Source organism: Cryobacterium sp. TMN-39-2, assembly GCF_004402745.1.
GTDB lineage: Bacteria > Actinomycetota > Actinomycetes > Actinomycetales > Microbacteriaceae > Cryobacterium > Cryobacterium zongtaii.
The window spans coordinates 417,894-438,230 of the sequence record NZ_SOFX01000011.1 but is presented as its reverse complement, the minus strand read 5'-3'; the positions used below and the strand labels follow the sequence as shown (position 1 = coordinate 438,230).

Here is a 20,337-nt window from a genome sequence, read left to right as displayed (position 1 = left end):
GATGTATCACCGTGCGGCTGCGGGGCCGCCGGTGCGAAGCTTGGGGGCTGTGCCGAGGTGCCCGGAGACACCCCGCGGTACAACAAACCGTTGGATCAGCGCAAAGATTCCCTCCAGCGCCAGGGCCAGCAGGATTACGAGGATCGACCCGCCCAGCATCTCGGCATAATCCCTGGTTTTCAACCCCGAGAACAGATACCGACCCAGACCGAGATCGGCCACATAAGCGGCCAGGGTCGCTGTCGCGATCACCTGCAGGGTGGCCGAGCGCAGCCCGCCGATCAACAGGGGCAGGCCCAGGGGCAGTTCGACCTTCCTCACGATCTGCAGTTCGCTCATTCCCACGGCGCGCGCTGCGTCGATGGTGCGCCGGTCGATCGCCTCGAACCCTGTGTACGCGCCGGCCAGGATGGGCGGGATCGCGAGCACCGTGAGGGCCACGTACGGGGCCACGACGCCGATGCCGACCCAGAGCGCGACCAGGGTCAGCAGGCCCAGGGTGGGAATGGCCCGCAGCCCTCCCGACGTCGTCACCGCGAGGCCGCGGCCTCGGCCGGTGTGACCGATGAGGTAGCCCAGCGGGATCGCGATAGCCGACGCGAATACCAGGGTGACGAGGGAGAAGACGAGGTGCTGTCCGATGCGCAGCGGAATCGCGTTGAGCCCGACGTAGTTGGCCGGGTCGAGGATCCAGTCGATGGCGCTGGCGAAGAGGTTCATGCTGCGCTCACCTCGAGAGGAACACTCGGCTTGGGCGGGGCGACCCGTCGGGTCCAGGGCATCAGCAGCCGACCGGCGAGCACCAGCGCACCGTCGAAGACGAGCGCAAGGGCCACCGTGGCGACGAGGCCGGCGACGATCTCGGCCTGGATTCCGCGCTGGAAACCGTCGGTGAAGAGGCTGCCCAGGCTCTGCACCCCGATCACCGCGCCGACGGTGACCAGGCTGACGGTGCTGACCGCCACGACCCGCATGCCCGCGAGCAGGACCGGGCCGGACAGCGGGAGCTCCACCTGCCAGAACCGCGACCAGGTGGAATAGCCCATCGCGGAGGCGGACTGGCGGACGTCGGCATCCACCGAATCGAGACCGTCGGTGACGACCCGCACCATGAGGGCGATGCCGTACAGGGTCAGGGCGATGATCACGTTCACCGGGGACAGCAGGCTGGTGCCGATCACGGCGGGCAGCACGAAGATCAGCGGCAGCGAGGGCACCGCGTAGAGCAGGCCGGCGCCGGTGAGGATGATCCCGCGGCTCACCCGGTAGCGCCGGGCGAACCAGCCCAACGGAACGGCGATCACGAAGCAGATCACGATCGGCGGCAGGCTCAGCACCACGTGGTCGAGGGTGCGCGCCCAGATCAGGCCGAGGTTGGCCAGGACCCAGGTCATCGGGCGCTTTCTGGCTTCAGCACACCGGCTAGGCGCCCGTCGCTGTCGACCACGACGTCCTCGTTCCCGTGCCGCTCCACGTGCAGCGCCCGCCGGCCCCGATCGGCGCCCACGAAACTGGCGACGAAGTCGTCGGCGGGGTTGGCGAGCAGTTCGGCGGGCGAGCCCACTTGGGCGATGCGGCCGCCGTCCCGCAGGATCACGATCTGGTCTCCCAGCAGGAACGCTTCCTCGATGTCGTGGGTGACGAAGACGACGGTCTTGTCCAGCTCCTTCTGCAGCCGAACCAACTCCTGCTGGAGCTCGGCGCGCACGATGGGGTCAACGGCACCGAACGGTTCGTCCATCAGCAGGATGTTCGGGTTGACCGCCAACCCCCTGGCCACGCCGACGCGTTGCTGCTGACCGCCGGAGAGCTGGCTCGGGTATCGGTCGGCCAGCGCGCGGTCCAGCCCGACGGTGTCCAGCATCGCCAGGGCATCCGCTCTGGCTTGACGCTTCGGCGTGCCGCGCAGCAGCGGCACCGTGGCGACGTTGTCGAGGACCGTGCGGTGCGGCAGGAGTCCGGAGTTCTGCATGACGTAGCCGATTCCGCGGCGCAGCTTCACGGGGGGCAGAGTGGCGATGTCCTCGCCGTCGATTTCGACCGAGCCGCTGGTGGGGTCGACCATGCGGTTGATCATCCGCAGCAGGGTGGTCTTGCCCGATCCGGAGGACCCGACGAGCACTGTCGTCTTGTGGGAGGGCAGGACCAGGCTGAAATCCTCGACTGCGAGGGTGCCGTCGGGGAAGCGCTTGCTGACGGAACGGAACTCGATCATGGCTGGGCTCAATCCTCGGTGCGGGCTTGACGTCCGTCACCCCCTTCGAATGCGGGGCGACGGAAGCAGGCAAGTGCGGATGACCAGCCAACCATTCTTCGGAGCCGAATCCAAAGCGGATTGCCGTTGTTCGTCTTCAGCGCCACAGGCGACGAGTCGGGCTAGGCGTCCGTACCGTAGTAGCCGACGAGGTAATCGTGCATGATGCGTCGGCACTCTGCGATGAAGCGCTCATCACCCTGGGTGTTCCAGGTGAAGGCGCGAGACAGCAGGGAGTCGGCCATTTCGACGGCGACTTCGAGTCTGAAGATGAGGTCGGGGCCACCGGACAGGCCGAATTCCTCCGACAGGACTCCGGCGATCTGGTTGGCGAAGAATCCCGAATCCAGCTGGTCCGGCCCGGTGGACTGGGCGCGTTCACGATCGGCGAAGTGCAGGATGCGGAATCCTGGCTCGGCGCGATACAGCTCCACGAAGGCCGAGATCCCGCAGTCGACGGCTTCCCACCAGGTTCCCGGCTGGGTCTCCTTGAGGGTGTCGGCGACACGCTGGCGGAAGCGCTGGACCGCACGCTCGCGAAGTCCCTCGAGGACCGCGACCCGGTCGGGGTAGTAACGGTACACAGTGCCGATCGAGGCTCCCGCACGTTCGGCGACCATGGCCGTCGTGATGCGGTCGAAACCGACCTCGTCGACGACCTCGGCCGCAGCGTCCAGAAGTGCGGTCAACCTGGCGGCACTGCGCTGCTGGATGGGCTCGGTGCGGATCTGCCGTCCCTGTGCGACAGAGTCTCCCCCGAATGTGTCGATCAGCGCCACGTGTCCTCCTTGAATATACGTCACAATCTTAGGGCCCCCGACTGACACCCAGACACAGAACACACCCCCCAAATGGAGTGGGGAGTCTGCCCCGGGCGGGTCGCCGTGGTGGTTCTCCAGCCCGGGACCGTGCCAAGCAGTCCCGCGGCGCATGAGAGACTGAACTGTGTCAAAGTCCCCCGCCACACCTTCCACTCCCCTCAACCCCGTGCGCCTCATGCACCGAGCCGCGCGGATCGAGGATTGGCTTCACGACAAGCGGGAAAAGTTCGCCCGTCGGCGCGGACACCTGCCGGTCGTCATCCCCTATACCGGCTATGGCACCACGGAACGCGTGCGGATTCTCTGCCGCGTCCTGTTGGCAAAACCCGTGAAGTCCACCGGCACCACCCCCAAGCGACGTCGCACCGACAGGCGTGACGCAAGCATCCGGGGCTGGCGGAGCTTCACCAGCGTGCCGGTCAACGACGTCACCGTCACCATCGACATCGGCGGCAAGGCACACCGGGTGCAGGCCGACCGCGGCGGAGTCGTCGACACCGTGATGCAGGTCAACCTCGAGCCGGGCTGGCATACCGCTTCGCTGCACACCCACGCCTCCGGCAGCGTCGACGCTCCGGTCTTCGTGGTCGCCCCCGATGTGCGCACCGGCGTGATCTCCGACGTCGACGACACCGTCATGGTCACCACCTTGCCCCGTCCGCTCCTGGCCGCGTGGAACACCTTCGTCCTCGACGAGCACGCTCGCGTTCCGACGCCGGGCATGGCGGTGCTGCTGGACCGCCTCGCCGATGCGACACCGGGGGCTCCGGTGATCTACCTGTCCACAGGTGCCTGGAATGTTGCGCCGACGCTCAGCCGGTTCCTCTCCCGTAACCTCTACCCGGCCGGGGCGCTGCTGCTCACCGACTGGGGACCCACCCACGACAGGCTGTTCCGCAGTGGCAAGGAGCACAAGCGCGACAACCTGCGCAGGCTGGCGCACGAGTTCCCCGACATGAAGTGGGTCCTCATCGGCGACGACGGTCAGCACGACGAGGCGATTTACAGCGAGTTCCAACAGGATTTCCCGCAGTGCGTCGCCGCGGTGGCCATCCGTCGGCTGTCGCCGAGCGAGGCCGTGCTGGCCGGCCGTAGGGCCAAGGACGCCGTGGAGGCTAAGCCGGATCCGCTCTGGGTCTACGGACCCGACGGCGCGAGCCTCGCGGCCCAGCTGGCCGGCCTCGGACTCATCACTGATCCCGGAGCGCCCGGACCCACCGATTGACCCGTGGCCGGGCGCCGGCGGGTGCCGGCCTGCCGGTCAGGAGAGGATCGGGGCGGTGGAACGACCCGCGAGGAGCCTGTCGAGTCCGCGGTTGATCTGGCGTGCCCAGAGCGGTCCGCGGTAGAGAAAGCCGGTGTAGCCCTGCACGAGGGTGGCGCCGGCGTCGAGACGCTCGACGACCTGATGCGCAGTCTCGACGCCGCCGACCGAGATGACGCACAGTTCGGCCGGCACGGAGGCCCGGATGAGGCGCAGGACGGCCAGCGACCGGTCGTTCAGGGGCGCTCCGGAGAGCCCGCCGGCGCCGGCCGCGGCCACGACGGCCGGGTCGGTCAACAGATTGTCCCGGCTGATGGTGGTGTTGGTGGCGATGATGCCGGCCAGGCCGAGTTCCACGGTGAGGCCGGCGATGCGGGAAACCTCGTCATCGGTGAGGTCGGGTGCGATCTTGACCAGCAGCGGGGTATCGCCGGCGTGTTCCTGCACCGCCCGCAACAGTGGGGCGAGCTGATCGAGTTCTTGCAGGCCACGCAGGCCCGGGGTGTTGGGGGAGCTCACGTTGACCACCAGGTAGTCCGCGAGAGGGGCCAGTGCAACGGTGCTGACCAGGTAGTCGGCCGTGGCGTCTTCGACCGCGGTGACTCGGCTCTTGCCGATGTTGATGCCCAGGACCGGACGGTTGGGGGTACGGCGAACCTGGCCCAGGCGCGCGACGGCCGCCTCGGCACCGCCGTTATTGAAGCCCATCCGGTTGATGACAGCGCGGTCGGATACGAGACGGAACAGGCGCGGTGTGGGGTTGCCGGGCTGGGCGACCGCGGTGAGCGTGCCGACCTCGACGTGCCCGAAGCCGAGCCGGCCGAGCCCGATGACGGCGTGGCCGTCTTTGTCGAACCCGGCCGCAACACCGAACGGCGAGTCGAAATGCAAGCCGAGGGTGTCCACCCCGATGTCGGTGCGCGGGCGGGTGAACCTGTGCACAAGCGGGCCGAGGCCGAGGCGCGGCATCCACCGGATGACCTCGAAGGCCAAGTGGTGAGCCCGCTCGGGGTCGATCCGGGTGAGCACCAGCTTGAAAAGGGTGGGGTACACGTCTACCGTTCGGGTTCGGGATCGGATTCCGACGCGGCGGTGTGCTCGGTGCGCAGCTGGCCGATCGCACTCTCGAAGTCTTCCAACGAATCGAAGGCCTGGTAGACGCTGGCGAAGCGCAAGTAGGCCACTTCGTCGAGGTCACGCAGCGGGGCGAGGATGGCCAGGCCGATGTCGTTGGCCTCGATCTGGGACGCACCGGTCTGACGGATGGTCTCCTCGACCTTCTGCGCGAGCATGGCCAGGTCAGAGTCGGTGACCGGGCGGCCCTGGCAGGCCTTGCGCACGCCGGAGACGATCTTCTCCCGGCTGAACGGTTCGACCACGCCGCTGCGCTTGATGATGTTCAGGCTGGCGGTTTCGGTGGTGCTGAACCGGCGACCGCACTCCGGGCACTGCCGGCGGCGACGGATCGAGAGCCCGTCGTCGCTGGTGCGGGAGTCGATGACACGGGAATCTGGGTGGCGACAGAACGGGCAATACATTGTGCCTACGAGCCTACCGTTCCGCGGCCGTGCTGAATCGGACGCTGACGGCGTCACCGTGGGCGGGCAGCGCCTCTGCAGCGGACAGGGCGAGGATGTGGTCGGCCACGCCGGCGAGGCCGTCTCTGGTGTAGCGCACGACCTGCTGCGGGCGCAGGAAGGTGTACGCGCCGAGGGCCGCCGAGAACCGCGCCTGTCCCCCGGTGGGCAGCACGTGGTTGGAGCCGGCGGCATAGTCGCCGAGGCTGACCGGCGCGTACGGGCCCAGGAAGATGGCGCCGGCGTTGTCGATCTGGCCGAGGACGGCGTCGGGGTCTTCGGTCTGGATCTCGAGGTGCTCCGGACCGAACGCGTTGCTGAACGCGGCGGCTTGCTCGAGGTCGTCCACCAGCACGATGGCCGATTGGCTGCCACCCAGCGATGCGGTGACCCGTTCGGCGTGCGTGGTGGTGGTGGCCAGGTCGTTCAGGAGCGCTTCGACGGCTTCGGCGAGCTCGGCGGAGTCCGTGACGAGCACGGCGGCGGCGAGTTCGTCGTGCTCGGCCTGGCTGACCAGGTCTGCGGCGACGAAGGCCGGGTCGGCCGCGGCATCGGCGATCACGAGGATGTCGGTCGGTCCGGCTTCGGAGTCGATCCCGGTGACGCCGCGCACGAGCCGCTTGGCGGCGGCGACGTAGACGTTGCCGGGGCCGGTGACGAGCTGCACGGGGTCGAGGCCGAGGCCGGGCACGCCGTAGGCGAAGGCGCCCACGGCGCCGGCGCCGCCCATGGCGTAGATCTCGTCGACGCCGAGAAGACCGGCGACGGCGAGGATGGTGGGGTGCACTCGTCCATCGAAGTGACTCTGCGGCGGGGATGCGAGGGCGATGGAGGTGACCCCGGCCACCTGCGCGGGCACCACGTTCATCACGACGCTGGACGGGTAGACGGCCTTGCCGCCGGGAACGTAGAGGCCGACCCGCTGCACGGGGCGCCAGCGCTGCACGATCTCGGCGCCGTCGGCGATCGTGGTGGTCACCAGAGGCGGCACCTGTGCGGCACTGGCCAGGCGCACCCGGCGGATGGTCTCCTCGATCGCGACGCGGACATCCGGGTCGAGGGCCTCAAGGGCCTCGGCGACGTGGGAAGCCGGAACGCGAACGTGCTCGGGGCGTACCCTGTCGAGGCGCTCGGCCTGGTCGAGCAGGGCCTGTTCGCCGCGTGCGCGCACATCATCGATCAGTTCGGCGGCAACGTCGCTGGCGACCGTGACGCTGGTGAGCGCCCGGGGCACCGAGGCCAAAAGTTCGGCCGGAGCAGGCCGCGTTCCTCGAAGGTCAATCGTCTGGATCATGTCACTCCAGCTTATCCAAGAACGGTGCTCGCACGGGAATAGGCTGATCGGTGAAACGATTGGCACCACTATGAACGAACGCATCACCGCACCGGCGGGTCTCCCCTCCGCAGGTCTCCCCCACGCCCCGGCCCTCGACACCGACCCGAACGCGCCTGGCGACCTGGCCGCGTTCAAGAACGCGTTTCGCCGTCATGCGGCCGGCGTCGCGGTCGTGACCGCGCTGGACGCTCAGGGCAAGCCCGTCGGATTCACCGCGACATCCCTGGCGTCCATGTCGGCGGTGCCGCCCCTGGCTACCTTCAACATGGCGAAGTCGGCCAGCTCGTGGCCGGCCATCAACGAGACCGAGCGCGTCGTCATCCACCTGCTCGGACTGCGCAACCGCACCCTGGCCGAGCGGCTGGCCGGACCCAACGCCGAGCGCTTCGTCGGCGATCACTGGCGGGTGGGACCGTACGGCCTGCCCGTTCTCAACAACGTGACGTCGTGGATGGTGGGACGGATCGTGGAGCGCGTGACCGTGCACAACTCTGCTGTGGTCGTAGTGCAGATCGAGGGCGGCGGCCTCGGCGATGACGACGAGGCGCTGATCTATCACGAACGCCAGTACCGGGCGTTGGGCGAAACGCTCTAGCTCATCCGGTTCGGGCCGGTGGGTGCCGACCCCGCGGTGGCCAACCTGCGGACGGCGCGGTTCACCCGGCCGGGGTTTGGGCCGCTCTGGCGGCCGCCTTGCGTCGCTGTCGTTCCGCTTCGGTCGCGGCAGCCTCCGCCGGGGTGGGCGCGGTTCCGCCCAGGTGGGCGGGCTGCCACCAGCGGCCGGCACCAGGCTCCGGGTAACGCGCCTGCAGGCCGTCCACGAGCTCCTGCAGCACGCCGTGCAGTCGCTGGGTCACCTGCTGCGGATCGTCCTCGGCGTCTACACGTACCGGCGTGCCGACCGCGAAGGAGACCGGGGTGCGATAGGCCTCCCGCACGGATGGCTTGTGGTTTTTCGTGAGCAGCCGGTGGCCACCCCAGACAGCGATGGGCACGATGGGCACCCCGGCCTCCATCGCCATCCGCGCCGCACCGGTCTTCAGGTCCCGCACGGTGAACGACGCGTTCACTCCCCCTTCGGGAAACACCCCGACGAGTTCGCCGGCGTTGAGCGCCCGCACCGCGTCGGCGTAGGCCTGGGCCCCGGCCGTCATGTCGACGTTGATGTGCCGCATCCCACGCAACAGCCAGCCGACGACGGGCTTGTCGAACGCACCCTTCTTGGCCATGAAGCGGATGTGCCGGCGGTTCTTTCGCCAGGTCATCCACTCCACGAGGGCGAAGTCCGCGTAGCCGAAGTGGGTGATGGCGAGGACCGCCCCTCCGGCGTCCGGAAGGTTGGTGAGGCCCGACGCCGACGGCCTGAGCCTGAAGGCTCCGAAAATTGTGCGACCCGCTGCAATCGCCGTGCTGTAGATCGGTTCCCCGCTGCGCCTTCTCATGCCCCCAGCGTAGAACAAACGGCTGTCAAACTGCTGGTCACACGGGGGTCATTGGTCCCGCGCCGTGGCCGGTGTCAGGCACCGATGGGTTCATGACGATCGGAGCGGTCGCGCTATCGTGTCGGCATCCGAGCGAAGGCAACCATGGACGAGACAGTGACGACAGGCTGGGGTGACTTCGCCGTGGCCATGGTGGGCGCCGCCGCGGCGCTGGCGGGCCTCGTCATGGTGGCGATCTCGGTGAACATCCGGGAGATCCTCGCGCTGCCCGGGCTGACGGCACGGGCCGCGGCCGCCGTCGGCTCCCTCGTGCTGGTGGTGGTGACCGGCGGCCTCCTTCTGGTGCCCGGCCAGCCCGGGGCGGTCCTGGGCGTCGAGGTTCTCGTCGCCGTCGCCCCGGCGGTCGTCCTGCATACGATCTCACTCCGCCACCGGGCACGGAACAGCGCGAGTGGGCGGTTCTCCCTTGCCCTCTATCTACCGCTCGCGGCCCTTCAACTGCTTCCCTTCGCGCTGGGCGCGGTGCTCCTCATCGTCACGAGCACCTCCACCGGCATCTACCTGGTCGCGGCCGGGGTGATCCTCACCGTCATCGGCTCCATGATCGACGCCTGGGTCCTGATGGTGGAAATCCTCCGTTGATACCCTCGCGAACTGTGACTTAAGCACATAAGAGTCGCGCGTTTTGGGGCTTTTCTCACAGCTCGCGGATGCTGTGGCCGTGGGGCGGGGTGAGTGTCGGGGGTAGGTGAGACGATCTCAGTATGAGTATCGCTGACGAGGGACTACCGCCCACTCCGGACGGTGACGACTATTCTCCGGAGCCCACCCTGGACGACCGTGTCCAGGCCGATCTGGTCCGGCACACCGAACGGATCGCGGCCGATGACCGCGTCATCGCCCGGGCCCAGGCCCGCCGGATCGAGCACCTGCTGGACCTGCAGGACTGGAGCGAACAACCCCGGGTCGCCTCCCGGTTGCACGGCAACCCGGCGAACATCCGCCTCGCCGACGACAATGCGACCCGCCTGACCGAGGACCAGGCCCGCGCCGCCGCGTACAACCGGTGGGACGACCGGGAGGTCGCCCGGCGCACGATCGTGAGTGAGACGGCGTGTCTGACCCGGGTGGCCGAGCGCACCATCGACCGGCAACTGGACGAGGCCCGGTTCCTCAGCTCCTACGCACCGGCGACGTTCGCGGCGTTCTCGAGAGGGGAGATCAGCTACCGACACGCCACCACCCTGCTCGGCCAGCTGCTCACCCTGCCCGACGGGGGCCAGGCGGCGTTTGAGGAACGGGTGTTACCGGAGGCGAAACGGCTACCGGTGTCCGGGTCATCGACAAGGCCCGCCGGTTGCGGGAGAAGCTGCACCCGGAATCGATCGTGACCCGGCACAAGAACGCCCTCGCCGACCGGCGTGCGTACTGGGAGGCCGCCTCGGACGGGATGGCGTGGTTGCACTGGTACGGCACCGCGCACGGCACCAAGGCCGCCTTCGACCGGATCAACGGCATGGCCGTGCAACTCACGCATCTCGGCGACCCGACCCCGGCCGACCAGACGGATGGCGCCAGCAGCGGCGGCACGGTCATGGTCACGGTGCCCGTGCTGACCCTGCTGGGCTTGGACGAGGAACCCGGCACCCTCGAAGGGTACGGGCCGATCTCGCCGGAGGTCGCGCGACTCAAACACCGCAGCCAGTGGCGAGTCACGCAGGAACCCGACGGGATCCTGCACTGGACCTCACCCGGCACACGCAGCTACCGCGCCGATCCGGCCAACCCGATGGGACCACCCCGACCCCGGCCACCGGTCGCCGGGCCCAAGACCCGGAAGCGGCCCGGCGACGAGAGTTACCTGATGCCCCGGCCGAGGCCGACCCGGCAGCCGACACCGCCGGCACCCGGGAACCCACCGTTCTGACCGGGGCCTCCGCCCGAATTCATCTGGAGCGGGCAGAGGGTCAAGTCAGGCAGTACGGGCCCAGGAGGCTCTTGAGTTCGCCGAAGAGGTCGGCGGTCACGGTGACCCGGCTCGGCAGCTCGAAGACGCGGGCGGTGTCACCCTTGATCAACTTCAGGCGCACCTCTGAGGTACCGCCGTGTCTCTTGAGCACCTCGCCGAGCTGGGTGACGGTATCGGTGGTGGCTCGCGCCTCGAACAGAGTGATCGACAGGGTGCCGTGATCGGACGCCTGACCGAGCTCGGGCGCAAAGATGCTGTACGCGTGCAGGTTCATTCCGTCATCGCGCATGCTCACCCGGCCGCGCACCACCACGACGGAGTCGCTGACGAGGTCAAGGGAGAACTCTTGGTACGCCTTGCCCATGAACATGACGTCGATCTCGCCGCCGAAGTCCTCGACCGAGATGATGCCGTACTGGTTGCCCGACTTCTTGGCGATGCGATGCTGCACATTGGTGATGAGGCCGGCCACGGTGACGGTATCGGCATCCTGGGTGTGCTCGGAACTGATCAGATCGGTGATCGTGGTGCTGGCGTGCTTGGCCAGCGGAATCTCGAGGCCGGCCAGAGGGTGGTCGGAGACGTAGAGGCCGAGCATGTCGCGCTCCAGTGCGAGCTTCTCCTTCTTGCTCCACTCCGGCCGGTCCGGCACCTGGTCGGTCTCCTGAGGGTCGTCGAAGAGGCTGTCGAAGTCGAAGCCGACCATGCCGTGCGACTCGTCACGTTTGATCTTGACGGCGGAGTCGACGGCGCCCTCGTGAATCTCGAACATGGCGCGGCGGGTGGCGCCGAGGGAGTCGAAGGCGCCGGACTTGATCAGGGACTCGACGGTGCGCTTGTTGGTGACCTGCAGCGGGACCTTGCGGAGGAAATCGTGGAACGACTCGAAGTCGCCCTTCTCAGTGCGGGCGGCCCGGATGGCTTCCACCACGTTGAAACCGACGTTACGCACGGCGCCCAGGCCGAAGCGGATGTCGGTGCCGACGGCGGCGAAGAAGCCGATCGACTCGTTGACATCCGGCGGCAGCACCTGGATGCCCATCCGGCGGCACTCGTTGAGGTACAGCGCGAGCTTGTCGCGGGCATCGCCGACGCTGGTCAGCAGGGCGGCCATGTACTCGGCCGGATAGTGCGCCTTAAGGTATGCGGTCCAGTAGGACAGCACTCCGTAGGCCGCGGAGTGGGCTTTGTTGAAGGCGTAGTCAGAGAACGGTAGAAGGATGTTCCATACGGTGGTAATGGCTTCCATTGAGTAGCCGTTGGCTATCATTCCGCCGGAGAAACCCTCGAACTGCTTGTCCAGCTCGGACTTCTTCTTCTTGCCCATCGCGCGTCGCAGCAGGTCGGCCTGACCCAGGGTGAAGCCGGCCAGCTTCTGCGCGATCGACATCACCTGCTCCTGATAGACGATGAGGCCGTAGGTGCCGCCGATGATGTCTTTGAGGGGCTCCTCGAGCTCTTTGTGGATCGGGATGATCTCCTGCTGACCGGTCTTCCGCAGCGCGTAGTTGGTGTGCGAGTTCGCGCCCATGGGGCCGGGCCGGTAGAGCGCGATGACGGCGGAGATGTCTTCGAAGTTGTCGGGCTTCATGCTGCGCAGGAGCGCGCGCATCGGGCCGCCGTCCAGCTGGAACACCCCGAGGGTGTCGCCGCGGGCGAGCAGTTCGTAGGCGAGCACGTCGTCGAGGTCGAGGTCTTCGAGCACCGGGCGGTGGCCACGGTTCGCTTCGATGTTGTCGAGGGTGTCGTCGATGATGGTGAGGTTGCGGAGCCCCAGGAAGTCCATCTTGATCAGGCCCAGGCTCTCGCAGGCCGGGTAGTCGAACTGCGTGACGATCTGGCCGTCGGCCTCGCGGCGCATGATCGGGATGATGTCGATGAGCGGGTCGGACGACATGATCACGCCGGCGGCGTGCACACCCCACTGGCGCTTGAGGTTCTCGATACCGAGCGCGGTGTCGAAGACCGTGCGCGCTTCAGCATCTGTCTCGATGACGGCGCGGAAGTCGCCGGCCTCGCGGTAGCGGGGGTGGTCCTTGTCGAACATGCCGGTGAGCGGCATGTCCTTGCCCATGATGGGCTGCGGCATGGCCTTGGTGAGCTTGTCGCCCATGCCGAACGGGAAGCCCAAAACCCGGCTGGAGTCCTTCAGCGCCTGCTTGGCCTTGATGGTGCCGTAGGTGACGATCTGCGCGACGCGCTCGGAGCCGTACTTCTCGGTGACGTAGTGGATGACCTCGCCGCGGCGACGGTCGTCGAAGTCGACGTCGAAGTCGGGCATGGAGACGCGGTCGGGGTTGAGGAAGCGCTCGAAGATCAGGCCGTGCACCAGCGGGTCGAGGTCGGTGATGCCCATGGCGTACGCGACCATCGAGCCGGCGCCGGAGCCACGACCTGGACCGACTCTGATGCCGTTCTCCTTGGACCAGTTGATGAAGTCGGCGACGACCAGGAAGTAGCCGGGGAAGCCCATCTGGGTGATGACGCCGACCTCGTAGTCGGCCTGCTTGCGCACCGCTGCCGTGATGCCGTTCGGATAGCGACGCAGGAGGCCGAGTTCGGTCTCCTTGATGAACCAGCTTTCCTCGTTCTCGCCCTCAGGGGTGGGGAACCGGGGCATGTAGTTGGCCGAGGTGTTGAACTTGACCTCGCACCGCTCGGCGATGAGCAGAGTGTTGTCGCACGCCTCCGGGTTGTCCCGGAACAGGTGCCGCATCTCGGCGGCGGTCTTGAGGTAGAACTCGTTGGAGTCGAACTTGAACCGGTTGGGGTCGTCCAGGGTGGATGCCGACTGCACGCAGAGCAGCGCCGCGTGCGCTGTCGCGTCGTGCGCGTGGGTGTAGTGCAGGTCGTTGGTGGCCACCAGCGGCAGATCGAGTTCCTTGGCCAACTTGAGCAGGTCCGTCATGGTGCGGCGCTCGATGTCGATGCCGTGGTCCATGATCTCGCAGAAGAAGTTGTCCTTCCCGAAGATGTCCCGCAGCTCCCCCGCGGCCTGCCTGGCCTCGTCGTACTGGCCGAGCCGGAGGCGGGTCTGCACCTCGCCACCCACGCATCCGGTCGTACCGATCAGACCCTTGGAATAGGTGCTGAGCAGTTCGCGGTCCATTCGCGGCTTGAAGTAGTAGCCCTCCAGCGACGCGAGGGACGAGAGCCTGAACAGGTTGTGCATTCCCTCGGTGTTCTCCGAGAGCAGGGTCATGTGGGTGTACGCACCGCTACCGCCGACGTCGTCGCGGTTTTGGGCGTTGGTGCCCCAGCGCACCCGGGTCTTGTCGCGACGGTCGGTGCCCGGCGTGATGTAAGCCTCGGTGCCGATGATCGGCTTGATCCCGGCATCCGTGGCGGTCTTCCAGAAATCGAACGCGCCGAACACGTTGCCGTGGTCGGTGACGGCGATGGCCGGCATCTTCTGTTCAGCGGCCGCCGCGATCAACGGCTTGACCCGCGCGGCGCCGTCGAGCATGGAGTACTCGCTGTGCACGTGAAGGTGGACGAACGAATCATTCTGCGGCGACACGACTGCTCCAGCTGCTCTGGGGTTTATCTGATGACGAAGTGGGGGGTGCTGGTCTTCCAGCCTAAGCGCCGGAGGACGCCCCTGCCCTGATCAACGCAGCCTAATCGCCGCGCAGTAAGCGCAGAGCGTTGGCCAGGTCGTCCGGGTACTCGGCGTTGAAGGTGACCCATTCGCCGCTGGTCGGGTGATCGAAGGAGAGCTGCTTGGCGACCAGCCACTGCCGGGTGAGGCCGAGCCTGGCCGAGATCTTCGCGTCGGCCCCGTACATGGCGTCGCCGACACACGGATGCCGCTGGGCGGCCATGTGCACCCGGATCTGGTGGGTTCGACCGGTCTCCAGATGTACCTCGAGCAGGGACGCGGAGGGGAAGGCTTCCAGGGTCTCGTAGTGAGTGACGGAGTCCTTGCCTCCGGCGATCACAGCGAACTTCCAGTCGGAGCGCGGGTGGCGCCCGATCGGCGCGTCGATGGTGCCGCTGGACGGGTCTGGGTGGCCCTGCACGACGGCGTGGTAGATCTTGTCGACCTCCCGGTCGTGGAAGGCCCGTTTGAGGTGCGTGTACGCGTGCTCGGACTTCGCGACGACCATGAGGCCGCTGGTCCCGACGTCGAGACGGTGCACGATGCCGGCCCGTTCGGACGCACCGGAGGTGGCGATGCGGTAGCCGGCGGCGGCGAGGGCGCCGAGCACCGTCGGGCCGGTCCAGCCCACGCTGGGGTGGGCCGCGACGCCGGATGGCTTGTTGACGACGACGATGTCGTCGTCGTCGTGCACGATCGTGAGATCGGGTACCGCGATGGGCACGATGACGAGGTCCTGCTTGGGCGCCCAGCTCACGTCGAGCCAGGCCCCGGCACGCAGCTTGTCCGACTTGCCGACCACGACGCCGTCCTGGGTGACCCCGTCGGACTCGGCGATTTCGGCCGCGAAGCTGCGGGAGAAGCCGAACAGCTTGGCGATGCCCGCGTCAACGCGTACACCGTCCAAACCATCGGGCAGGGGAAGGGCTCGGTTTTCCATGATGCCGTTCAGTTGGAGGGAGTGAGGGGCGCGGCGCTGCCGGCGGGCACGGTGCTGGCGGCCGGTTGGGCGGCATCCGGGTCGGATGTCGGTGTGCGACGGCCGTCGAGGCCGATGCCACGCAGGGTGAGCAGCATGAAGAGCGCCATGCTCACCACGATGCAGCAGTCCGCGATGTTGTAGATGGCCGGCATCATCCACGGGGTGTAAAGGAAATCTACGACGTGCCCGAGGCCGAAAGACGGCTCCCGGAACAGTCGGTCGGTCAGGTTGCCGAGCACACCGCCGAGCAGGAGACCGAAAACGATCGCCCACAGGCTCGAGCGGATGCGTGGGGCGAACCACACGACAAACACGACGACACCGGCCGCAATGAGTGAGAACACCCAGGTGAGGCCGGTGGCGAAGGAGAAGGCCGCGCCGGGGTTCCGGATGAAGTGCAGTTGAAGCACATCACCCAGAACCCGGGCGGTCTGACCCTCGGTCATCAAGCTGACGACGAGGGCCTTGCTGATCTGATCGAACGCGTACCCACCCACGGCCACGAGGGCCAGGACGATAAGTGCGCGGTAACTGATCTTCGACGGGTTGTTACGCGCCAAAGCCCTGGAAGCTCGCCTTCGGCGAGTTGCCCGAGTCCTTGCCCGCACCCGCGCCGACGGGCGACGTGGAGTCGAGGTCGCGCAGCTGACCCTCGATGTAGCTCTTCAGCTTCTGGCGGTACTCGCGCTCGAAGGTGCGCAGTTCCTCGATCTTGTTCTCGAGGACGGCACGCTCCTTGTCGAGGACGTTGATCTGGGCGCGCTGCTTGGCTTCGGACTCCGCGATCACGCGGGCAGCCGTGGCGTGGCCCTCAGCGATCAGGGCGTCACGCTTCTCGGCGCCTTCCTTGACGTGCTCCTCGTGCAGGCGGCGGGCCAGCTGCAACAGGTTCGTCGTGCCGGCGGTCTCGTCGATCGGCTCGGCAACCGGCGCCGGGGCGACGGGTGCTGCAGCGACGGGCTCGGGCACGACGGCAGCGACGGGCTCTGCGACGGGCTCAGGGGTGTTGACGGGCTCAGCGGTCTTGGCCGCAGCGGCACTGACCGGAGCAGCAGGTGCGACCTCGCCGCCGGAGAGACGGGCCTTGAGGTCCTCGTTCTCCTGGGTCAGGCGTCGCAGCTCGACAACGACCTCGTCGAGGAAGTCGTCAACCTCGTCCTGGTCATATCCCTCGCGGAACTTGGTCGACTGAAACCTCTTGTTGACTACATCTTCCGGAGTTAGCGCCATGGCTTTCCACCTCAAAACTTAATTGCGAACAGTTGTGCGAACACGTGCTTACGACCAACTGGCACTCGGTGTTGTACCGGGCCGGTTGGCCGTCATCGATCAAGAATACATGCCGAGGCCCTGGTGAGGCTGCGTGTCAGAACCGAATCGCCGTAATCCACATGCCGATGATGCAGCACAGCATGGTCAGGCTCCAGCCAAAGTCGAACGCGATCGGGCCGACGCGGAGCGGCGGGAAGATCCGACGGAAGAAATTGATCGGCGGGTCGGTGAGTGTGTAGACCAGCTCAATGAGAACCAGGACGAACCCGTGCGGCCGCCACGACCTGTTGATTCCCCGGACGAGGTCGACGATGAATCGGCCCCACATGACGAAGAAGTACAGCAGCAGGAAGTAGTAGGCGATCCCCAGGATCAGGTTGACTACGGACACGTCGGGTTATGACTGGGCGAAGAAGGAGGAATCGGCGTCCCCCTCCTCGACGGCGTTGTCGCCGGAGATGACGACGTGCGACGGCGACAGCAGGAAGACCTTGGCCGTTACGCGCTCGATCTTGCCGTAGAGACCCTGAGACAGGCCGCTGGCGAAGTCGATGAGACGGCGCGCATCGGCATCGCTCATCTGGGAGAGGTTGATGATGACCGGGATTCCATCACGGAAGGACTCGGCGATCACCTGCGCGTCGCGGTACTGGCGCGGGTGGACGGTAAGGATCTCGTTCATTTCGGACACGACAACATTCTTGGGGGTGGAGGTCTTGTGCAACGGCGTGACCGGTGCGCGGCCGGCGTTCGCCGGAGCAGCGTGGGACGACGCGACATGGGCTGACTGGGTGGGGAGAGTGGAGACGGGAGCCGCTGCCGGCGCCTCATATTCCAGCTCTTCGTCTGCCAGACCCAGGTAGACCATGGTTTTCTTGAGCGGGTTGGACATCTCGACCTCCGTGTTGGTATTACGACGTTTTCAGATTAACCGCTGCCGGGCGATTCCCGGTGATTGCGGTGCCAATTCGCAGGTGTGTCGCGCCTTCGGCGATGGCGGCCGCGTAGTCCTGGGACATTCCCATCGACAGGTACCTGGCGTCGGGAGCGATGCCGCGCATCTGGGCGCCCAGCTCGCTGACCAGGGCGAAGGAGCGCTTCGGTTCCGCGCCGAGCGGCGCGACGGCCATGAGCCCTAGCAGCCTGAGGCCCGGGGCCGACAGAACCCGCTCCACCAACGGTGCGAGGTCCGGAATCGACACCCCGCCCCTGGCCGGGTCCTCGGTGAGGTTGACCTGCACGAAGCAGTCCACCTCGGCACCGGCCTCGACGGCGCCGGTGTGCTCCGCCACCGGGGTGGCAAGGCCGGTCACGAGCGACTCCCGGTCCACCGAGTGGATCACCGACGAGTAGGCCCGCACCTGGCGGGCCTTCTTGCCCTGCACCTGACCGACAAAGTGCCAGCGGATGCCGGCTCCGGCCAGTTCGGCCGCCTTGGCCTGGGCCTCCTGGTGCCTGCTCTCGCCGAGGTCCCGCACCCCGAGCTCGAGGAGCTCACGGATCAGGGACACCGGTTGGAACTTGGTCACCACGACCGTGGTGATGTCGTCCACCGAGCGACCGGCGAGCCGTGCGGCGTCGGCTATGCCGCCGCGCACGTTCGCCAGCCTTTGGGCGAGGTCCGGTTCGCTCATTACTTCAGGAAATCGGGGATGTCCAGGTCGTCTGAATCGTCCTCGAAGGCCGGGTCGGCGACCGGAGTGCTCGCAGCGGGGTCGCTGGACCAGACCGAGCCGCTGGGCTCGGCGACCGGGGCGTTGTCTGCTGCGGCAGAGGCACCGGCGATGGCACCGGCGGCGCCACCGGAGACTCCCGCTGCCACACCGGCGGCGACCAGGTCGGAACGACGGACCTCGGCAACCTTGGCACCGGGCTCACCGCCGTCGAAACCCGCGGCGATGACGGTGACGCGCACCTCGTCACCGAGGGTGTCGTCAATGACGGCACCGAAGATGATGTTGGCTTCGGGGTGCACGGCCTCCTGCACCAGGCGGGCGGCGTCGTTGATCTCGAAGATGCCGAGGTTCGAGCCACCCTGGATGGAGAGCAGCACGCCGTGGGCGCCATCGATCGACGCCTCGAGCAGAGGAGAGGCAACGGCGAGTTCCGCCGCCTTGATGGCCCGGTCCGCTCCGCGCGAGGAACCGATGCCCATGAGGGCGGAGCCGGCTCCCTGCATGACCGACTTGACGTCGGCGAAGTCGAGGTTGATCAGGCCGGGTGTGGTGATCAGGTCGGTGATTCCCTGCACACCGGCGAGGAGCACCTGGTCAGCGGTGGCGAAGGCCTCGAGCATGCTGATGCCGCGGTCGCTGATTTCCAGCAGGCGGTCGTTCGGCACGACGATGAGGGTGTCGACCTCGTTCTTGAGCGAGGCGACACCGGTCTCGGCCTGAGCCTGACGACGCTTGCCCTCGAAGCCGAACGGCTTGGTGACGACACCGATGGTCAGAGCGCCGATGGACTTGGCGATCCGGGCGACGACGGGGGCGCCACCGGTACCGGTACCGCCGCCTTCGCCGGCGGTGACGAACACCATGTCGGCTCCGGCCAGCGCTTCTTCGATTTCCTCGGCGTGGTCCTCGGCGGCGCGACGGCCGACCTCGGGGTCCGCTCCGGCGCCGAGACCCCTGGTGAGGTCGCGGCCGACGTCGAGCTTGACGTCTGCATCGCTCATCAGGAGTGCCTGGGCATCCGTATTGATGGCGATGAATTCGACCCCTCGGAGGCCGAGCTCGATCATGCGGTTGACGGCGTTCACGCCGCCGCCGCCAATTCCAACAACCTTGATGACTGCTAGGTAGTTCTGATTAGTTGACACGTCCGGCCTCCGGTGGAACCCTAAACCTCTACTCGAGGCTTAAAGTTATTCTGAGTATGCAATTCTAAATTCGAAGTTAGGTGCCACCGCTGATGGCTTGGGGAGGCGCGCCCGCGTGTCGCGAATACCCGGTCGGTTTCAGCGAACGACGGCGCTGTCCGGCGATGACACGTCGTATTCGGTCACGCTGCCGACGGGGTGGCTCACAAGTAGGGCCGCCAGAACGAGCGCCTTGTACTCGCTGCGCTCAGCGTTGCCCCAAAGGACCCGCGCTCCCCCACCCAGGGTGAGCGTCACGTCGTCCTTGGTGGCGGCTGTCACGCTGTCCAACTGGCCGCGGATGCCCTCCGGCAGTGCTCCGACCACGGCGACCGCGGCCTGGAAACCGGCACCGCTGGCACCGCCAGCGGCGTCGATGAGGGGGTAGCCCTGCGGCCGGTCCGGTCCACTCTGGATGACCACACCGGCCGCGTCGACGAGGTCGAAGCCGGCGGCGGACGTGATCGCGCCGACGGGCTCCCGTTCGACGATGCGCACCACGAGGGTATCCGGCGGCCGGCTCTCCGTGACGTAGCTGCGGATGAGGCTGAATTCGCTCAGTTGCCCCTTCACCTCGGCGAGGTCGAGGAGCGGCAGCGGGGTACCCAGCTGCCCCTCGAGCGCCTGCGCCACGTCGGCGGCCGGGATGCGGTTGGTTCCGGTGATCTCGATGGTGCGCAACGCCATCAGCGGGGAGAACACGCCGACCAGGACGAAGGCCACCAGGGCGACCACGGTGCCGCCGGCGGCGAGCCAGAGATTGCGGCGGTGGCGGGAGCGGGAGGTGAAGCGACGCACCTCGTTGCGCTCGTACTGCTTCCGGGCTCGCCGCGCCGCTCGCAGCCGGGCCCGGGCCGCTCGCGCGGTCAGCGGGGGCTCCTGTCCCAACGATTGTGGAGTCGACGTCTCCGGAGCGTCCCGTGCGGCGGCGGCCTTAACGCCTCGTTTAGGCAGACTGA

Annotated in this window: 22 protein-coding genes; 5 read left to right on the top strand and 17 right to left on the bottom strand. The window is 67.3% G+C overall.

Going from position 1 to position 20,337, the window contains the following annotated elements:
- Positions 1 to 6: 6 nt before the first annotated feature.
- The 4 genes from E3O57_RS04170 to E3O57_RS04155 form a co-directional block, all read right to left on the bottom strand.
- Positions 7 to 720: an ABC transporter permease gene (locus E3O57_RS04170; RefSeq protein WP_103479160.1), complete on the bottom strand. Its 714-nt coding sequence runs from the start codon at positions 718 to 720 to the stop codon at positions 7 to 9.
- Positions 717 to 1,394 carry an ABC transporter permease gene (locus E3O57_RS04165; protein WP_103460603.1) on the bottom strand — a complete coding sequence of 226 codons (678 nt, stop codon included), beginning with the start codon at positions 1,392 to 1,394 and terminating at the stop codon, positions 717 to 719. The genes E3O57_RS04170 and E3O57_RS04165 overlap by 4 nt, the downstream gene beginning before the upstream one ends.
- A complete protein-coding gene (locus E3O57_RS04160) occupies positions 1,391 to 2,215 on the bottom strand; it encodes an ABC transporter ATP-binding protein (RefSeq protein WP_088456078.1) in 825 nt (274 codons plus the stop codon). The genes E3O57_RS04165 and E3O57_RS04160 overlap by 4 nt, the downstream gene beginning before the upstream one ends.
- Positions 2,216 to 2,376: 161 nt before the next feature.
- Positions 2,377 to 3,033 carry a TetR/AcrR family transcriptional regulator gene (locus tag E3O57_RS04155; protein ID WP_103460604.1) on the bottom strand — a complete coding sequence of 219 codons (657 nt, stop codon included), beginning with the start codon at positions 3,031 to 3,033 and terminating at the stop codon, positions 2,377 to 2,379.
- A 217-nt stretch (positions 3,034 to 3,250) separates the two neighbouring features.
- Between E3O57_RS04155 and E3O57_RS04150 the strand changes: the two genes are divergently transcribed.
- Entirely contained in the window at positions 3,251 to 4,300 is a 1,050-nt protein-coding gene (locus E3O57_RS04150) for an App1 family protein (RefSeq protein WP_103460664.1), read from the top strand.
- A 36-nt stretch (positions 4,301 to 4,336) separates the two neighbouring features.
- Here E3O57_RS04150 and E3O57_RS04145 read toward each other — a convergent pair whose 3' ends face one another.
- The 3 genes from E3O57_RS04145 to hisD are packed head-to-tail and all read right to left on the bottom strand — an operon-like array spanning position 4,337 to position 7,210.
- Positions 4,337 to 5,392, bottom strand: a complete 1,056-nt coding sequence (locus E3O57_RS04145; protein ID WP_103479158.1) for a quinone-dependent dihydroorotate dehydrogenase — start codon at positions 5,390 to 5,392, stop codon at positions 4,337 to 4,339.
- Between the two features lie 2 nt (positions 5,393 to 5,394).
- The gene (gene nrdR / locus E3O57_RS04140) at positions 5,395 to 5,877 is read right to left on the bottom strand and encodes a transcriptional regulator NrdR (protein WP_088456075.1); all 483 of its coding nucleotides are present in this window, start codon (positions 5,875 to 5,877) and stop codon (positions 5,395 to 5,397) included.
- A 13-nt stretch (positions 5,878 to 5,890) separates the two neighbouring features.
- On the bottom strand, positions 5,891 to 7,210 hold the full coding sequence (hisD, locus tag E3O57_RS04135) for a histidinol dehydrogenase (RefSeq protein WP_088456074.1): 1,320 nt from the start codon (positions 7,208 to 7,210) through the stop codon (positions 5,891 to 5,893).
- A 70-nt stretch (positions 7,211 to 7,280) separates the two neighbouring features.
- Here hisD and E3O57_RS04130 point away from each other — a divergent pair, with 70 nt between their 5' ends.
- Positions 7,281 to 7,847: a flavin reductase family protein gene (locus E3O57_RS04130; RefSeq protein WP_103460607.1), complete on the top strand. Its 567-nt coding sequence runs from the start codon at positions 7,281 to 7,283 to the stop codon at positions 7,845 to 7,847.
- Between the two features lie 61 nt (positions 7,848 to 7,908).
- On the opposite strand, the gene E3O57_RS04125 is transcribed toward E3O57_RS04130, so the two are convergent.
- A complete protein-coding gene (locus tag E3O57_RS04125; protein WP_088456072.1) occupies positions 7,909 to 8,694 on the bottom strand; it encodes a 1-acyl-sn-glycerol-3-phosphate acyltransferase in 786 nt (261 codons plus the stop codon).
- A gap of 144 nt (positions 8,695 to 8,838) precedes the next feature.
- On the opposite strand from E3O57_RS04125, the gene E3O57_RS04120 reads away from it, so the two are divergent.
- The 3 genes from E3O57_RS04120 (at position 8,839) to E3O57_RS04110 (ending at position 10,621) form a co-directional block, all read left to right on the top strand.
- Entirely contained in the window at positions 8,839 to 9,336 is a 498-nt protein-coding gene (locus tag E3O57_RS04120) for a hypothetical protein (RefSeq protein WP_103479157.1), read from the top strand.
- 122 nt (positions 9,337 to 9,458) lie between these two features.
- Positions 9,459 to 10,085, top strand: coding sequence for a hypothetical protein (locus tag E3O57_RS04115; protein ID WP_103479156.1), 627 nt, complete (start codon positions 9,459 to 9,461; stop codon positions 10,083 to 10,085).
- Positions 10,082 to 10,621, top strand: coding sequence for a hypothetical protein (locus E3O57_RS04110; protein WP_103479155.1), 540 nt, complete (start codon positions 10,082 to 10,084; stop codon positions 10,619 to 10,621). Before E3O57_RS04115 ends, E3O57_RS04110 begins: the two co-directional genes overlap by 4 nt.
- Before the next feature lie 40 nt (positions 10,622 to 10,661).
- Here E3O57_RS04110 and dnaE read toward each other — a convergent pair whose 3' ends face one another.
- The 9 genes from dnaE to E3O57_RS04065 all read right to left on the bottom strand — a co-directional run bounded on the left by dnaE (position 10,662) and on the right by E3O57_RS04065 (position 20,266).
- Positions 10,662 to 14,129 carry a DNA polymerase III subunit alpha gene (gene dnaE, locus E3O57_RS04105; RefSeq protein ID WP_103460666.1) on the bottom strand — a complete coding sequence of 1,156 codons (3,468 nt, stop codon included), beginning with the start codon at positions 14,127 to 14,129 and terminating at the stop codon, positions 10,662 to 10,664.
- 154 nt (positions 14,130 to 14,283) lie between these two features.
- A complete protein-coding gene (locus E3O57_RS04100; protein WP_088456069.1) occupies positions 14,284 to 15,204 on the bottom strand; it encodes an RluA family pseudouridine synthase in 921 nt (306 codons plus the stop codon).
- Between the two features lie 8 nt (positions 15,205 to 15,212).
- On the bottom strand, positions 15,213 to 15,806 hold the full coding sequence (gene lspA / locus E3O57_RS04095; protein WP_241990298.1) for a signal peptidase II: 594 nt from the start codon (positions 15,804 to 15,806) through the stop codon (positions 15,213 to 15,215).
- Entirely contained in the window at positions 15,796 to 16,476 is a 681-nt protein-coding gene (locus tag E3O57_RS04090; protein WP_088456067.1) for a DivIVA domain-containing protein, read from the bottom strand. Before E3O57_RS04090 ends, lspA begins: the two co-directional genes overlap by 11 nt.
- A gap of 136 nt (positions 16,477 to 16,612) precedes the next feature.
- The gene (locus E3O57_RS04085) at positions 16,613 to 16,909 is read right to left on the bottom strand and encodes a YggT family protein (protein WP_103460613.1); all 297 of its coding nucleotides are present in this window, start codon (positions 16,907 to 16,909) and stop codon (positions 16,613 to 16,615) included.
- Positions 16,910 to 16,915: 6 nt separating this feature from the next.
- On the bottom strand, positions 16,916 to 17,410 hold the full coding sequence (locus E3O57_RS04080; protein WP_088456065.1) for a cell division protein SepF: 495 nt from the start codon (positions 17,408 to 17,410) through the stop codon (positions 16,916 to 16,918).
- Positions 17,411 to 17,429: 19 nt separating this feature from the next.
- Positions 17,430 to 18,152, bottom strand: coding sequence for a YggS family pyridoxal phosphate-dependent enzyme (locus E3O57_RS04075; protein WP_103460614.1), 723 nt, complete (start codon positions 18,150 to 18,152; stop codon positions 17,430 to 17,432).
- Positions 18,152 to 19,339, bottom strand: a complete 1,188-nt coding sequence (ftsZ, locus tag E3O57_RS04070; protein WP_103460615.1) for a cell division protein FtsZ — start codon at positions 19,337 to 19,339, stop codon at positions 18,152 to 18,154. The genes E3O57_RS04075 and ftsZ overlap by 1 nt, the downstream gene beginning before the upstream one ends.
- A 138-nt stretch (positions 19,340 to 19,477) precedes the next feature.
- On the bottom strand, positions 19,478 to 20,266 hold the full coding sequence (locus tag E3O57_RS04065) for an FtsQ-type POTRA domain-containing protein (RefSeq protein WP_241990297.1): 789 nt from the start codon (positions 20,264 to 20,266) through the stop codon (positions 19,478 to 19,480).
- Positions 20,267 to 20,337: the final 71 nt, after the last annotated feature.

What these genes read in the sequence shown, in the direction of transcription:
- E3O57_RS04170 (WP_103479160.1), bottom strand. Translation starts at nt 720, where the DNA reads ATGAACCTCTTCGCCAGCGCCATCGACTGGATCCTCGACCCGGCCAAC.
- E3O57_RS04165 (WP_103460603.1), bottom strand. Translation starts at nt 1,394, where the DNA reads ATGACCTGGGTCCTGGCCAACCTCGGCCTGATCTGGGCGCGCACCCTC.
- E3O57_RS04160 (WP_088456078.1), bottom strand. Translation starts at nt 2,215, where the DNA reads ATGATCGAGTTCCGTTCCGTCAGCAAGCGCTTCCCCGACGGCACCCTC.
- E3O57_RS04150 (WP_103460664.1), top strand. Translation starts at nt 3,251, where the DNA reads ATGCACCGAGCCGCGCGGATCGAGGATTGGCTTCACGACAAGCGGGAA.
- nrdR (WP_088456075.1), bottom strand. Translation starts at nt 5,877, where the DNA reads ATGTATTGCCCGTTCTGTCGCCACCCAGATTCCCGTGTCATCGACTCC.
- hisD (WP_088456074.1), bottom strand. Translation starts at nt 7,210, where the DNA reads ATGATCCAGACGATTGACCTTCGAGGAACGCGGCCTGCTCCGGCCGAA.
- E3O57_RS04130 (WP_103460607.1), top strand. Translation starts at nt 7,281, where the DNA reads ATGAACGAACGCATCACCGCACCGGCGGGTCTCCCCTCCGCAGGTCTC.
- E3O57_RS04125 (WP_088456072.1), bottom strand. Translation starts at nt 8,694, where the DNA reads ATGAGAAGGCGCAGCGGGGAACCGATCTACAGCACGGCGATTGCAGCG.
- E3O57_RS04120 (WP_103479157.1), top strand. Translation starts at nt 8,839, where the DNA reads ATGGACGAGACAGTGACGACAGGCTGGGGTGACTTCGCCGTGGCCATG.
- E3O57_RS04115 (WP_103479156.1), top strand. Translation starts at nt 9,459, where the DNA reads ATGAGTATCGCTGACGAGGGACTACCGCCCACTCCGGACGGTGACGAC.
- dnaE (WP_103460666.1), bottom strand. Translation starts at nt 14,129, where the DNA reads ATGCTCGACGGCGCCGCGCGGGTCAAGCCGTTGATCGCGGCGGCCGCT.
- E3O57_RS04100 (WP_088456069.1), bottom strand. Translation starts at nt 15,204, where the DNA reads ATGGAAAACCGAGCCCTTCCCCTGCCCGATGGTTTGGACGGTGTACGC.
- E3O57_RS04090 (WP_088456067.1), bottom strand. Translation starts at nt 16,476, where the DNA reads ATGGCGCTAACTCCGGAAGATGTAGTCAACAAGAGGTTTCAGTCGACC.
- E3O57_RS04080 (WP_088456065.1), bottom strand. Translation starts at nt 17,410, where the DNA reads ATGTCCAACCCGCTCAAGAAAACCATGGTCTACCTGGGTCTGGCAGAC.
- E3O57_RS04075 (WP_103460614.1), bottom strand. Translation starts at nt 18,152, where the DNA reads ATGAGCGAACCGGACCTCGCCCAAAGGCTGGCGAACGTGCGCGGCGGC.